Annotated in this window: 15 protein-coding genes; 5 read left to right on the forward strand and 10 right to left on the reverse strand. The window is 43.2% G+C overall.

The window, feature by feature from the left end:
- The first annotated feature begins 555 nt into the window (after positions 1 to 555).
- Entirely contained in the window at positions 556 to 1,050 is a 495-nt protein-coding gene (locus ACPUEK_RS12085; protein WP_425640912.1) for a DUF411 domain-containing protein, read from the forward strand.
- A gap of 39 nt (positions 1,051 to 1,089) precedes the next feature.
- Here the strand turns inward: ACPUEK_RS12085 and ACPUEK_RS12090 are convergent, their stop codons facing one another.
- Positions 1,090 to 1,974 carry an AEC family transporter gene (locus ACPUEK_RS12090; RefSeq protein WP_425640913.1) on the reverse strand — a complete coding sequence of 295 codons (885 nt, stop codon included), beginning with the start codon at positions 1,972 to 1,974 and terminating at the stop codon, positions 1,090 to 1,092.
- Positions 1,975 to 2,127: 153 nt separating this feature from the next.
- On the opposite strand from ACPUEK_RS12090, the gene ACPUEK_RS12095 reads away from it, so the two are divergent.
- The 3 genes from ACPUEK_RS12095 to ACPUEK_RS12105 all read left to right on the forward strand — a co-directional run bounded on the left by ACPUEK_RS12095 (position 2,128) and on the right by ACPUEK_RS12105 (position 5,560).
- Positions 2,128 to 2,562, forward strand: a complete 435-nt coding sequence (locus ACPUEK_RS12095) for a MerR family DNA-binding protein (protein ID WP_067099432.1) — start codon at positions 2,128 to 2,130, stop codon at positions 2,560 to 2,562.
- Positions 2,559 to 5,099 carry a heavy metal translocating P-type ATPase gene (locus ACPUEK_RS12100; protein ID WP_425640914.1) on the forward strand — a complete coding sequence of 847 codons (2,541 nt, stop codon included), beginning with the start codon at positions 2,559 to 2,561 and terminating at the stop codon, positions 5,097 to 5,099. Before ACPUEK_RS12095 ends, ACPUEK_RS12100 begins: the two co-directional genes overlap by 4 nt.
- 122 nt (positions 5,100 to 5,221) lie before the next feature.
- Positions 5,222 to 5,560 (forward strand): hypothetical protein, encoded by a 339-nt coding sequence (locus tag ACPUEK_RS12105; RefSeq protein ID WP_067038097.1) that lies wholly within the window; start codon positions 5,222 to 5,224, stop codon positions 5,558 to 5,560.
- Here the strand turns inward: ACPUEK_RS12105 and ACPUEK_RS12110 are convergent.
- The gene (locus tag ACPUEK_RS12110) at positions 5,541 to 6,752 is read right to left on the reverse strand and encodes a sugar transporter (protein ID WP_425640915.1); all 1,212 of its coding nucleotides are present in this window, start codon (positions 6,750 to 6,752) and stop codon (positions 5,541 to 5,543) included. The genes ACPUEK_RS12105 and ACPUEK_RS12110 overlap by 20 nt on opposite strands.
- Before the next feature lie 205 nt (positions 6,753 to 6,957).
- On the opposite strand from ACPUEK_RS12110, the gene ACPUEK_RS12115 reads away from it, so the two are divergent.
- Positions 6,958 to 7,719: a CLCA_X family protein gene (locus tag ACPUEK_RS12115; RefSeq protein ID WP_425640916.1), complete on the forward strand. Its 762-nt coding sequence runs from the start codon at positions 6,958 to 6,960 to the stop codon at positions 7,717 to 7,719.
- A gap of 40 nt (positions 7,720 to 7,759) precedes the next feature.
- On the opposite strand, the gene ACPUEK_RS12120 is transcribed toward ACPUEK_RS12115, so the two are convergent.
- From ACPUEK_RS12120 to ACPUEK_RS12155, 8 genes are all read right to left on the reverse strand, one after another.
- Entirely contained in the window at positions 7,760 to 7,954 is a 195-nt protein-coding gene (locus tag ACPUEK_RS12120; protein ID WP_067038091.1) for a hypothetical protein, read from the reverse strand.
- Positions 7,955 to 8,287: 333 nt separating this feature from the next.
- On the reverse strand, positions 8,288 to 8,470 hold the full coding sequence (locus tag ACPUEK_RS12125) for a DMT family transporter (RefSeq protein WP_425640917.1): 183 nt from the start codon (positions 8,468 to 8,470) through the stop codon (positions 8,288 to 8,290).
- 339 nt (positions 8,471 to 8,809) lie between these two features.
- The gene (yjjG, locus tag ACPUEK_RS12130; RefSeq protein WP_425640918.1) at positions 8,810 to 9,511 is read right to left on the reverse strand and encodes a pyrimidine 5'-nucleotidase; all 702 of its coding nucleotides are present in this window, start codon (positions 9,509 to 9,511) and stop codon (positions 8,810 to 8,812) included.
- A complete protein-coding gene (gene yjjX, locus ACPUEK_RS12135; RefSeq protein ID WP_425640919.1) occupies positions 9,508 to 10,059 on the reverse strand; it encodes an inosine/xanthosine triphosphatase in 552 nt (183 codons plus the stop codon). Before yjjX ends, yjjG begins: the two co-directional genes overlap by 4 nt.
- 60 nt (positions 10,060 to 10,119) lie before the next feature.
- On the reverse strand, positions 10,120 to 11,220 hold the full coding sequence (aroC, locus tag ACPUEK_RS12140; protein ID WP_067038077.1) for a chorismate synthase: 1,101 nt from the start codon (positions 11,218 to 11,220) through the stop codon (positions 10,120 to 10,122).
- Positions 11,221 to 11,229: 9 nt separating this feature from the next.
- Positions 11,230 to 12,138, reverse strand: coding sequence for a 50S ribosomal protein L3 N(5)-glutamine methyltransferase (gene prmB / locus ACPUEK_RS12145; RefSeq protein WP_425640920.1), 909 nt, complete (start codon positions 12,136 to 12,138; stop codon positions 11,230 to 11,232).
- A gap of 54 nt (positions 12,139 to 12,192) precedes the next feature.
- Entirely contained in the window at positions 12,193 to 12,942 is a 750-nt protein-coding gene (locus ACPUEK_RS12150; protein WP_417506273.1) for a hypothetical protein, read from the reverse strand.
- Between the two features lie 78 nt (positions 12,943 to 13,020).
- Positions 13,021 to 13,959 carry a patatin-like phospholipase family protein gene (locus ACPUEK_RS12155; RefSeq protein WP_425640921.1) on the reverse strand — a complete coding sequence of 313 codons (939 nt, stop codon included), beginning with the start codon at positions 13,957 to 13,959 and terminating at the stop codon, positions 13,021 to 13,023.
- Positions 13,960 to 13,961: the final 2 nt, after the last annotated feature.

Raw genomic sequence — 13,961 nt, forward strand, 5'->3', positions numbered from 1 at the left:
GAAAGAGGCTTTGAGCCTCTTTTTTTCGCCTATACCTAAGCTCTGTAAACAGATATGTACTTTATTCAAATCATGTAAACTTGACGCATAATTAAGGTAAATCATGGGATTTAGAACTTGAGTCAGATTTAATTCATGTCCGAGCTGATAAGATTAGTACCGACTTTTACGGTGCATCAATTTTTATCGCCTATGAGATTACTATTCGTGATTAGCTGTATTTTACTGAGCATGTTCAGCTTTTCTAGTTCACTTAATGCCAGCACTTATGAGACAACACGCATTGTGGGCGTAATGACGCGCGCGCCAGCATCGCATCATTACATTGATGAAAACTGTATAAAAGTATCCTGCTGTTTTATATGTCATGCGATTTACGCAATGCAGCCCCAGAACCTTACCGGCCGTAGAGCCAATATTATCAAGCCTGAAAGGTATCCTAACGCAAAACCTCTGTGGTTTTCTGAGCCATTTGAGCGCCCTCCAAAAAAGCAAACGCTTAAATTCAACTGTAATTAAAGTCGCTTTAACACGTATGCATTTTGGAGTCATACCATGATAAACAGAACGTCCATTTTTACCACTTTATTGAGTTTAAATGTCTCTCTTTTCGCCGGTGGAGCAATTGCTGCCAGCGATACCAGCGTGGTTCAGAAAGTTATTGATGTACACAAAAGCCCAACATGCGGTTGCTGTACCGGTTGGGTAGAGCATATGAAGGAAAACGGTTATAAAACCCTATTACATCACGCCTCGAACCTTACGGAGCTTAAGAATCGGTCCGGTGTACCAGCCAATGCTCGTTCTTGTCATACTGCCATTTCAAAAGAAGGGTTTATCTTTGAAGGTCATATACCGGCTAAATTTGTCACTCAGTTCTTAGCAAACCCACCTGAAGGTGCTCTTGGGTTGATTGTCCCTGCCATGCCAATTGGCTCACCGGGCATGGAGTACAACAATCAATTTATGTCGTACTCAGTATTGTTGTTAAATGATGACGGCTCTGTTTCACCGTACGCAGAAATTAATCAGCCTGAAGACCAATACTAATCAGATAGGCCAGAGTGCTTCATGGCACCTGGCCGTTTTTTATTGGTATAGCCACCACACAGTTGCAGCTGAGATTAATGAAATAGGTAATGAAATCAGGATCATTAAGGCTATTTCATCTTTAGGGCCCGCGAACTTAGTTGCTAGCATATAGCTAATGACGGCGACAGACATGCCTTGTAAAGCAATGATGGTCGCTTCTTGAGCAGAGTTAAAACCAAACCACGGTACTATTAATGACGCTATCAAAACCCCAACGATTGGTCTAAAACAGGCCAATCCAATGCTACGATACAGTTTGGTTGAATCGCTAAAGTTTAAGTTCGCTAACGACTTGCCAAGTAGCATCAACATAATCGGTAGAGTTATTGCGCTTAACATTTCTAGCGTGCTCATTAGGGGCGTTGGCAGTGAAACCCCTAATCCCAGTGACAATAAACCTAACAATAAAGCGACCACAGGCCCATTCTTTAATAGTTGCTTCGGTTGGTAATCGCCGGACATAAAGCCTACACCTAATGTAAAGTGACTAACTTGGACTACGGAGCTGACGACCACGGCTGTAGCGAGTCCTTCTGTACCAAATAATGCGTAAGCGATTGGAATGCCAAGGTTGCCTGTATTTGGGTTAACCAGCGGTGCTAAATAGAATTGAGTGGAAAGCCTCACCGTTTTCAAAAAAACAAACGAGACTGCGGCCATGCCGGCTAAACAGGAAAGGGTGGCCGCTACAATTAAAAGCATTCCTCCAAAATCCATATTCATTTTTAAAACGGCTGTTAGTAAAAGAGCCGGCAGGCCGATATTAGAAACTAGGCTACTCAGCTGCGGATTGTCTAAATACGGTGTACTTTTTGCCAATAAAAAACCAAGGCTTGCTAATAATATAACGGGTGTTAATGCCGTGATAAATGCTGTCATCATAAAAGGTCAAATAGGTAGAAGATAAAAGAGCTCTACTTTACCCAGTCGATTTGCCGCTGTCTGCTTCGTTATTGAGTTAATTTTGAAAATGCATTTGACCTATGTGTTACACATAGGTTTTAAACTGAAAGTATTCAATCATTGGAGTCAGTTATGAAAGTCAGTGAATTAGCTAAATTTGCAGATGTGACAAGTGAAACCGTTCGTTATTACACCCGCGAAGGTCTCATTATTGCGAGTCGTAACCCCAATAATGGTTATCAAGAATACAGTATCGAAGCCCGTAGACGACTGCGTTTTATACAGCAAGCTAGAGAACTTGGTTTTAGCGTTAAGCAAATAAAAGAAATTTTAGATCAAGCCGATTCTGGTGATTCGCCATGTCCTCTTGTTAGAGATTTGTTGAGTCAAAAAGTCCCTGAGATTCGACAGCAGATTGCTCAGTTGCAATCTCATCTAGCAAAAATGGAAACCGCCTTAGCAGCTTGGGAAGAGATGGCCGACGGTGTGCCAAATGGGCACTCTATATGTTGTCTTATTGAGGAATGGGAAAACCCTGAATGTTGTTCGAAAGGAGATCAAGCATGAGCATGACAGAGAAGAATACAGCACGCACTTTGGAGCTTAATGTATCTGGTATGTCCTGCCAGGGATGTGTGAGTAAGGTGCGCAAAGCCATAGAGCACCATGATCCTCATGCTGACGTGACAGGGTACCCAAAGGAGAATCGCTTAGTTGTTGAAAGTATATTAGATTCAGAGCAGATTGTGACTGTTATTGAGTCTTCAGGGTTTCACTATCAAGGGGCTTTTAATGAACCTGCTCATCTAGATAACAACACACAATCGAATGCTCATCTGGATGAGGCATTCAGTTCCAAACCTAGTGATGATGATCACGCTCAGTCAAATAAAAACGTCGATGAAGGCATACAATTATCCTTGTCAGGAATCACCTGTGCGGGTTGTGTTAACACGATTCAAAAAGCGCTCGACGCTTTACCAACTGTAACGCATGCGGATGTTAATTTTGCGAGTCGAACTGCTCAGGTATCAGGGAATGCCAGTACAGATGAGCTGATTAAAGCGATACAAGATGCGGGTTATGGTGCGGAACAAATTGTTGATCCTGCAAAAGCTCAAGATGATCGCGCTCAACAAGAGAAAAAAGAGTACCTGAGGAAAGTTCGCTACTCTGTTGCGGGGTTGGTTGTAGGGGGGCCGCTCATGCTTTGGGGCTTGCTTGGTGGCTCCATGCATGTTGAAACCACGCACGATCAAATGATATGGGGAGCTGTTGGTCTTATTTCCTTGTTAGTAATGGTGTACGCAGGGCGTCATTATTACAGCAGTGCTTGGCGAGCTTTCAAACATCGCCATAGCAATATGGACACCTTAATCGCTATTGGTACTGGGTCTGCATGGCTGTATTCAATGGCCGTCGTCTTGAACCCTGAATGGCTGCCAAGCAATGCGCGGCATTTATATTTTGAAGCCAGTACGATGATTCTAGGTTTGATCAACTTAGGTCAAGCACTTGAAGTACGTGCGCGCGGCAAAACCAGCGCGGCATTAAAGCGCTTACTAGACCTTCGTCCAAGTAAGGCAACCGTCATTCGTAACGACAAAACCTACGAAATAGGAGTATCTGACATCGCTATAGACGATTTTATTCGAGTCAAAGCCGGTGAGAAAATTCCAGTAGATGGTTTAGTCACTGAGGGAAGTTCATCGATTAATGAGTCCATGCTCACTGGAGAACCTATCCCAGTGGAGAAATCTAAGGGAGATGCGGTTTCAGCAGGGACGGTAAATGGTAATGGGAGCATTGTGTATCGTGCAACGAAAGTGGGTGGCGATACGTTATTAGCACAGATCATCAGCATGGTAGGCAAAGCTCAAAACTCAAAGCCACCAATTAGTCGCTTAGCCGACAAAGTGTCGGCGGTATTTGTGCCAAGCGTTATGATTATCGCAATTTGTTCAGCGCTGGCTTGGTTTAACTTTGGCCCTCAACCTGTCGCCGTTAACATGTTGGTTGCCGCTGTATCCGTACTGATTATTGCTTGTCCATGCGCGTTAGGTTTGGCAACGCCTATCTCTACTATGATCGGAGTCGGCAAAGCCGCTGAGTATGGGGGCTTGATTCGCAATGGAGACGCCTTACAAAAAGCCAGTGAAATCACCACTATCGTTTTGGACAAAACGGGCACCATCACTGAAGGTAAGCCTAAAGTCACGGACGTAACACTGCATCACGACGAAGATAAAGTGAAAGCGATTGTTTATGCTTTAGAGTCTGGGGCCAATCATCCGCTTGCGCAGGCGCTCCTAGAATACGCAGAGCACTCTAACCAATCGGATTCTTTGCAAGTCACAGAGTTTGAGTCTGTAACTGGACAAGGGGTCAAAGCAAAGATTGAAAATAAGCTTTATCTTCTCGGTAATGAAGCACTGATGAAAAGTCATAACCTTGTTATTGAAGACAAAAATGATGCAATAGTGGGTTCTAAAGTTTACTTGGCTAATGAACAGACTATTCAGGCTGTGTTTTTGATAGAAGATGAAATCAAGTCAACGGCTCGTGAAGCAATCACACATCTGCACAAAGAGAATATCACAGTGATCATGCTCACTGGTGATAATGAAGCGACTGCTAAAGCGGTCGCTCAGGATGTATCGATTGATCATTACAAAGCGAACATGCGTCCACAAGATAAGCTGGATTATGTGAAACAATTACAAGCCAAAGGCGAAGTGGTTGGCATGATTGGCGATGGTATTAATGATGCTCCGGCACTGGCTCAAGCGGACGTTGGCTTTGCCATGGGAGGTGGAACAGATGTGGCGATGGAAAGTGCCGACATCACGCTGATTGGTAATGATTTAAATAATATCGCCAGTGTGATCGCCATCAGTAAAGCGACCCTCAGTAACATCAAACAAAATCTTTGGGGAGCTTTTGGCTACAATGCCTTGGGTATTCCAATCGCGGCGGGGTTATTGTTTCCATTTACGGGGTGGCTACTGAGTCCAGTAGTTGCTGGGGCCGCGATGTCGCTTTCATCCGTTACGGTCGTATTGAATGCAAATCGGTTACGTTTGTTTAAGCCACTTGTGAAATAGGAATTAAATAATGTCATTGTTTATTAATGTGTTGGGCTTTGCGGCGATTGTATTTATTGTTTGGTGGTTTTGGTTCAACAAAGACGCTTAATCATTGCGTGTTTAGCCCGTTTGAGGTGTATATGAATTTGGCTTTTTGTCACACCGTTCGTCTAAAGTTTAAACAAATTTCGTCAGTAGATGAATCGCTAGTAATGGCGTGTTTAGGCCAACTTGAATATGTGGATCGAATACACTTTGAATCAAAAAAAAGCATCATATCGTTTCGATATGATGCTTCTCAGCTCGAATTAGACATCGTTATTGACGTTCTTGATGCATTAGGCATTCGTCTTTATCGAGACTCCTATTGGTGGCGTTGCAAACTGGCTTTCGTCTATTATCTAGAGCGTAACATTCGCTCAAATGCTAGGCATGTACCGCATTGCTGCGGCAAGCCACCTAATGGCTTGCGCCGTTAGTGGCGACTGGGGTAATCCCCATACGAGCAATGTAAATCGCGACAAAGATACCAATAAAGGCAATGGCAGAAGCCACGTAACCAATACTTCCCAATCCCAATTGTTCGATAGAAATAGAGCCAACTAACGCCCCAGCACCAATTCCTAAATTGATGATGCCGGAAAACAGAGACATGATGATGTCCGAAGCATTGCTATCGACACTCAGTACCCGCGCCTGCATAGCTAAACACGTTAATAACAATGCCGCTCCCCAAACCACTGTAATAATCATCAAGGCCGTTGTGGAAGACAAAGCATAGGCTAAAAAGAACATGCAAATGGTCATACCAGCCGCGCTACCAATCATTAGCTGCTTTCCAAACTTCTCGCCAAGATAACTAAATAGTGTACTGCCGATGATACCTGCGAGACCAAAAGTCAGCAGAATAACCGTGGTGAAACTACTTGAGATACCGCCAAAATCCATCAAGAAAGGCTCAATGTAACTGTATGAGCCGTAGTGAGCGGTAAAGGCGAGAAATACAGCGAAGTACATCACAAATAACGGTTTATTCTTAAACACAGACTGGACTTTGTTTTTCAAATCGCCACGAGTCAAACTCGGAAGCTTAGGTAATAAACGAAAGACTAGAAATGTAATCACTAATGCAGCGAGTCCAATCACCTCAAAAGCCATCCGCCAACCCATTGCTTGTCCAATCATACGACCTAACGGAACGCCTAGAACCATGGCCATGCCGGTACCGGTTGCAAGCACACTCAAAGCGAAGTTCATTTTTCCTGGGGGAGCAACACGAATGGCGATAGATGCCGTGATGGACCAAAACACAGCATGGGCGAACGCCACACCAATTCGACTGATCATCAGGCTCTGGAAGTCCCAAGCAATGGTTGATAATCCATGGCTAATAATGAAAACCGTACAGGTTACTAGCAGCAGTAATTTACGTTCCATTCGGCTGGTAATCAGCATCATGGGCAATGACATAACGCCCACAATCCATGCGTAAATGGTAAGCATCCAGCCTGTCTGTGACGGTGCAATACCGAAATCGTTAGAGATGTCAGACAGTAGCCCTACAGGTACAAATTCTGAGGTATTAAAAATGAAAGCACAAAAGCCAAGCGCGAATACGCGTAAATATTGTATGCGGCGAGGTGTGTTTTCTGCTGGGGCAAGCTGTGTCATATGAATACCAAGGGCTTATTTAGGCGTATTAGAACCTGTATATTTTTCATTTTATAGCGATAAGATAAAGCCATAAATGAGAATCTAACATGTATTAGCAGCGATGAAAGATCGCTTAAGGGCTTTCTAGTGTCGCTTGTTTGTATATGACTCATCATGGGTGTGATAAAGTTCCCGAAATACTGTTAGTTGCTATAGACATCCCATGAGCCATCAAATCAATTTCGTCACGATTCGCCAGCAATTCAATTTTAAGAGTATTGAGATCGGACAGTGGGTTAAACCGAAAGAGCGTGATCGAGCTGCGAGCAATTTTTATTATGCTCTAATGGATCTTATGAACGTATTAAGTGTTCCGGAGTCGGTGATTTCTCTACGTCATTCGTTAGGGTTGCAATACGGCAAAGGAGGGCAGCCAGGTGTTTCAGCACATTATGTGCCTGCAATACGTAAGCTTTCATTAGCCAAAAACGCTGGTGCAGGGAGTCTCGCACACGAATGGTTTCATGCGTTTGATCATTATATGGGACAAAAGATGTTTCCCATCGCCGATCGCATGCAATTTGCCTCTAAACTTTGGTTACATGAATACCCATATGGCCCACATGCTTTAAATGATTTACTGGCTCAATGTTTTGAAGTGATCTTATTGTCACAAGATGCCAAGCAAGCCAGTGACATGTTTATTGCGTCGCAGGAAACGGATGATCGTTTAGGCGTACTGTATTACTCAAGGCCAGAAGAAATGTGCGCCCGCGCGTTTGAAGCCTTTATAGAAGATTGCGCTCCTAACAGTCGATTTTTAGTTCGTGGTAGCCGTTATTCAGAGGAGGCAGAGCGAGGGTTATATCCTAAAGGTGTACAAAGGCAGATGATTAATGAAATGTTTCGACAATACTTCTCGTTACTAGGCACAGCTGTAGCAGCACAAGAAAATCGAAAATATCAGGAATTAGCTAATATATAGTGGATATTGTCTGCTTATTAGCTAATTCCTAAGTTGTTCATCAACTATCACTTAACCTTTTTTCGGGTGGTCTACTGCGCTCTTTTTGAGTGCCAGAAAGAGGGCGAATGTTACCTTGGTCACGAATAAAGCCGATATCACGCAATACGTGATCGTCTAAGTGTTTGAACGTTGCGTTAGTACGACGTTGCTCAAGTGAATCTTTAAGGTAGTTCATTAAGGCGATTAAGCTCATGGTAAGTCTCCAAAAGTATGAGACCGATAGAACTTACGAAGAAAGGAAAACTTAATTGGCCGCGTAAGTTCCGCGGTCAATGTTGTAATCAAACACTAAACGCGACTAAGTCCAAATGTTCGGATGACATTTCGGGCATAGAGATTAGGTTTAGCAATTGATGACGCCACGCAATGAAAATGCTCCATAACTGCCTCCTAAATTCGCGTTATGTGTATAGAATAAAATTGTCTAAAAGACAGTTCTATTAACGTTTAAATAGAGATCTAAGTCAATGAGTCAATTGTTTAAAAAATATGCATATCAACCATAACTGGTAAGTCATAGTTTTAACTATTCTGTCGCTTTATTACTTGAGTAAATGAAATACAGTGCTGCGCCTAAACAAATGACCGCTGCCATTCTAGTTCCTGAAATGGGAATGACTTCATTTCCTAACCAACCAAAGTGATCAACCAACATGCTCATGGCTAATTGTCCGAAAATGACAGCGACCGCCGTACCAATACGCGGCACCCATCAACGAATGTACGGGCTGTGATTGATTATTTTTCAGAAGTTTATGGTGAGCCGCCATATTGGCAAGAACATACTTTTCAACAAAAAAGATGTGGTGCATAGCTTGATGTCTAAATGTGCGATAACGGCTATAACCGTCGTAGATAGCGTCAAGCATTAGGACTGAACAAGTGCAGTTCTTGAGTCACTAAGGAAAATGATGCTTAGATCAAAGTTATGCATAAGCTTAAATAAAAAGCGTAATTAGAGCCAAAAAGGCCGTATTTCCTAATATTACACTATTTCCGATAATAACATTTATCGGAAATAGTAGGTGTCTTTCCGTGTTGTCTTAATCTAATCTTGTGGGATTTTTTGTTTAAGCATGTCTAGTAACTGATTCAGATTTGTCACGCTGTATGTTGGTTTAATGCCCTGATGGCTGGCGTTGTTATGGTTTAGCCAGCACGTATCGATGCCAGCATTAATTCCGCCTTGAATATCTGACTCGAGCGTATCGCCGATCATCAGAACCTTTGCTTTATCGTCGCTGCCTAATCCTAGTAAATCTAACGCATGTTCAAATACTTTTACGTTTGGTTTCGCCCAACCAATCTGCTCAGAAATAACGATGTGTTCAAACGCTGACTCTAAGCCCGTTGCTTTAAGGCGCTTTTGTTGTAATGCGGTAAATCCATTCGTCACAATGGTTAAGGATTTCTGTTGTGCTAACAAATGCTCAATAAGTTCTTTTGCACCCGCTAATGGCTCACAGATTAACGCCATGCTGTTCAAGAAACCCTCATTTAGATGCTTAGCTGAAACATTTAACGTATTGGCCCAGTATTCAAATCTGGTAATTTGCAGTGTTTCTGCGCTGATATCTCCGTTCTGATATTGCACCCAAAGCGGCTTATTAAGTTTCTGATACTCCTCAAAATGTGCCATATCAAAGTACACGTCAAATTGCTGAAACATATGTTGCAGCCCTGCAAACGCATCAAATTTGAAAAGTGTTTCATCTGCGTCAAATAGAAAATGACTGTAACGATTGATCATTGATAAATCTCTTCATGTAAATATGGTGCCAATGCCAATATCAACGCCTGCATGTAGACTCTTTCTCGAGTTTCAATCTGATTGGTGAAAATGCCAATGGCACCGCCTTTTTGGCGAATATTTTGATCATTGAATAGATCATCCATTACATGAGCGAGCTCTTCACCCTGCTCTAATCTGCTGTACACCTTACGTGGTAAGGGTAAATTTGCGCTGCGTCCCGTGACAATACGGCCTTGTTGATCACGTATGGTGACGTATGCAAATGTTGCAGGACCTTCACTGAATGAATCCACGCCACCTTCCATGGCAACATAATAATCAAATTGTTGTTTGCTATCGCTGTGAGCACAGAATGTGGCTCTATTTTGTGAGCCTAGTTTAGTATCCGCTTCATTCATGGGTTGGTCGGCAACGTTAGATGGTGCCGATATCTCTTCACAGTGGATAGCGCGAGTTGGGAACGCTTTAGCAAAAGCCTTCATTGCAGCGCCCTTTTTAACTGGGTTGTTTGAACCAACTAGTACTCGGATGACAGCATTAGACATAGGTAATCCTTTTAAACAGAAAAAGGCCGCCAAGGCGACCTTTTGAAATCACAAACTACATTATTCCGCGTTTGCTTTGATCACTGGGGTTTCACAGTGTACATCCGCATTTTGGCCGCGGTTACGCAATACATGGTCAATCAACGTCAAAGCCAACATTGCTTCAGCAATGGGGGTCGCACGAATACCAACACATGGGTCATGACGACCTTTTGTGATGACGTCAATTTGGCTACCTTGACGATCAATACTCTTGCCTGGCACCGTGATACTTGATGTTGGTTTAAGGGCCATATGAACAACAATGTCTTGGCCGGAAGACAAGCCACCAATAACGCCACCGGCATGGTTACTTAAGAAACCTTCGGGGGTCATTTCATCGCGATGCTCGCTGCCTTTTTGTTCAATAACCGCAAAACCATCACCGATTTCAACGCCTTTTACCGCGTTAATGCCCATCATTGCTTTAGCAATGTCTGCATCTAAACGATCAAATACAGGTTCGCCAAGTCCAGGTGTGACATTTTTGGCAACCACGGTAATCTTAGCACCGACTGAATCCCCCTCTCGGCGCAGGTTCGTCATGTATTCTTCTAGCTCCGGAATGGCATCTGGGTCTGGGCTGAAAAAGGAATTATCGTACACTTGACTTAAATCTTTTACATCAAGCTTGATAGGGCCAAGTTGCGACAAGAAGCCTTGTATTTCAATACCATATCGTTGCTTAAGCCATTTCTTTGCAATCGCACCGGCAGCCACACGCATTGCTGTTTCGCGTGCTGATGAACGGCCACCACCACGGTAATCACGGAAACCAAATTTCTGATCATAAACGTAATCGGCGTGCGCCGGACGGAATGTATCTTTGATATTACCGTAATCTTTTGAACGTTGGTCAGTGTTACGGATCAATAGGCCGATCGGCGTGCCTGTTGTCTTGCCTTCGAACACACCCGATAAAATTTCAACTTCATCGGGTTCGCGGCGTTGAGTGGTATGTTTAGACGTACCTGGTTTACGTAAATCCAGATCACGTTGAATGTCTGCTTCTGTCAATTCAAGCCCTGGCGGACAACCGTCTACGATTGCTCCTAATGCTAGGCCGTGACTTTCACCAAAAGTGGTGACTGTGAATAATGTACCAAATGTATTGCCAGCCATTGTGTTAGATTACTCTTGTTGTAATGTCTTTAATTCGTCTTTTGTCAGGACAAAAACGCCATTGCCGCCATGCTCTAGGTCTACCCACATAAATGGAGTGTCTGGGTAAGCGTCTTGGAGTGCGACTTCAGAATTGCCTACTTCGTAAACAACAATACCATTGTCTTGTAAGTAATTCGCTGCTTGCGCAAGAAATGCGCGGGTAAAATCTAAACCATCATCGCCTGACGTTAACGCCAGCTGCGGCTCATTATGGAATTCTTTAGGTGCTGTTTCGTAATCATTGGCGTCCACATAGGGTGGATTACATATAATTAAATCGTATTGCTTACCAGCCAATGAGGTAAACATATCAGAGTGAATGGCGGTAACGCGATCATTCACATCGTGCATAGTGATGTTTTCTGCAGCAACGTCTAGAGCGGCTTCACTGATATCCGTAATGTCTACGCTTGCATCTTCAAAGGTTAATGCCGCCGCTATGCCTAAACAGCCTGATCCCGTGCACATATCTAAAATGTTAAGTGGGTACTGTTGCAACCAGGGCTGAAACTCCCCTTCTATTAATGCCATAATCGGCGATCTTGGGATCAAAGTATCTTTAGTAACTTTAAATGGTAGACCCATAAACCAAGCTTCACCAAGGATATAAGGCAAGGGTTCGCGCTGTTTAATTCGACGATCAACGTACTTTAAAATACGTTTTTTCTCATTTGCAGTGAGTCGGCTGTCTAAATATTCCTTGGGGAAATCCAGTGGCAACGACAAAGAGCCTAAGACAAGCTGTATCGCTTCATCCCAAGCATTGTCAGTACCATGACCAAAGAAAATGTCAGATTGTAGGAAGCGTGAATAGGTCCAACGAATAAAGTCTTGGATCGATTGTAAATCACGTACTGCGGATTGATGTCGGCTCATGAAACTCAGTCTTATAGCAAAGTGACACATTATAACGGTAATAACCGTGAGACTCTATGCGTCAGGTTTATTGGGCTTAAGTGATTTGCTTAATTCTTTTATTTCAGCCAATGCATTGCTCAACATTTGTTCGTGTTGGCTTTGGGTCTGATGTGCCAAATTCGCTAACTGTTGTTGAGTGGTTTTAAGTGTTTCAGTCAGCATCTTGATCTGCTGATCTTGCTTGGCCAAATCCACTTGCGCTTGATTGAGTTTGGTATCTGCCTCACGTAGTTGACGCTTATTGTCGTCAAGTTCCGACTCCAAAACGCGCGTTCGTGAAAGTGTATCTTCATAACGCTGCGTTATCTGTTGATTCTGGTGTAATAAGTCTTGTTCTGATTGCTGAACAGAATCGAGCAGTGTTTGCGTTTCCTCTAACTGTTGTTCAGATCGAATATAGGCATCTGCCAAAGAGTTATCGCGCCCTTCTATCGCATCTTTTTTTAACGCCAGCTGATGTTCATTAGCTTGTATTTTTTCATCAAGGAGAACCGACAGCTGCTGAATGACATCTCGTTCAAAACGTTTAAACGTTGGCGTCAATTGTTCAGTAATGTCTTTTAACTCTGTTTCTTGATGCTCGCGGTAATCTTCTTCCCAGTCGTTAATGGCATTTAACAACGTTGTGTTAGAACATCCACGACCATCAAGCTCTTTAAAGTATTCGCTTAAGCGCGGAATATTTGGAAAAGTATTGGTTTCAATTAAACGCCAACACGCTTCGATGATTTCTTCTTTCGCGATGTTTGCTTTTCTTGCCATGTGTATACGCTCGGAGCCGTTAAATAAAGTAAAATATAGATAGGTATTTTACTTTATTTACCATTAATATCCAGTGGGTTAGCCACCACTCGGAAAAGAGTAATGTCGTCGTTCTCGGTTGGTTAATTGAGATAGCGCCTCTGCGGCAACATCATAACCAAGTTTGATTAGCTCTTTCGATCGCCAGAACTCATAGAAACTACATGCGTCCTTAGGAATGGAAATTAAAAGATCCGGTGGGTAGCCTGCCACTTTATATTGGGTTAGAGACTCCTGCATCGTTTCAAACATCATGTTAATGGTTTGAATGCGGCCCCAACTTTGGGTGTCGTAGCGTTTTTCAGGCTCCATAACCTCTCCACCACCACTTTCTTCTTTCGCTTTGCTGAAAAAATCTTTGATGTTGTGCCACCATTCTGACTCTTTTTCCGGTACAACAAAGGGAGGGTTTGCAGGATGCTGAGCTGGGCCATTTAGGTCCACGGCAATGATATAGTCTGCACCAGCTGAAACGGTTGGTATAATAGGAAGAGGGTTAAGCACGCCGCCATCAACATAGACGCGACTGCCTACTTGAACAGGGCTGACTACTGAAGGTACAGCGGATGAGGCACGCATAGCTTGTAACAAACTGCCCCTTTGAAACCAAAATTCTTTTTGGCTTAAAATGTCGACGCCTATCGCAGTAAAAGGTAAAGGGAGTGATTCAATACTGACTTTATTGCCAATCAGGTTTTCAATAACTTGGAAATAGCGATCTCCCCGGACATAGCCCCCCATTAAAACGGCCATATCCAGTAGCTTTAAGACATGAAATCGATCCAATGACTCGGCCCATTTCTGATATTCTGCTAATTTACCACACAAATATATACCACCGACGATGGCACCGATTGAACAGCCGGACACAGATACCACCTTAAAGCCTTGCTCCTCTATCGCATTAATAACGCCAATATGAGCATGGCCACGAGCAGCACCACTGCCAAGCACTAAAGAGACCGTTTTTTGAGACATGT

The organism is Marinomonas gallaica (assembly GCF_049821165.1).
In the GTDB taxonomy this organism is placed as follows: Bacteria; Pseudomonadota; Gammaproteobacteria; order Pseudomonadales; family Marinomonadaceae; genus Marinomonas; species Marinomonas gallaica.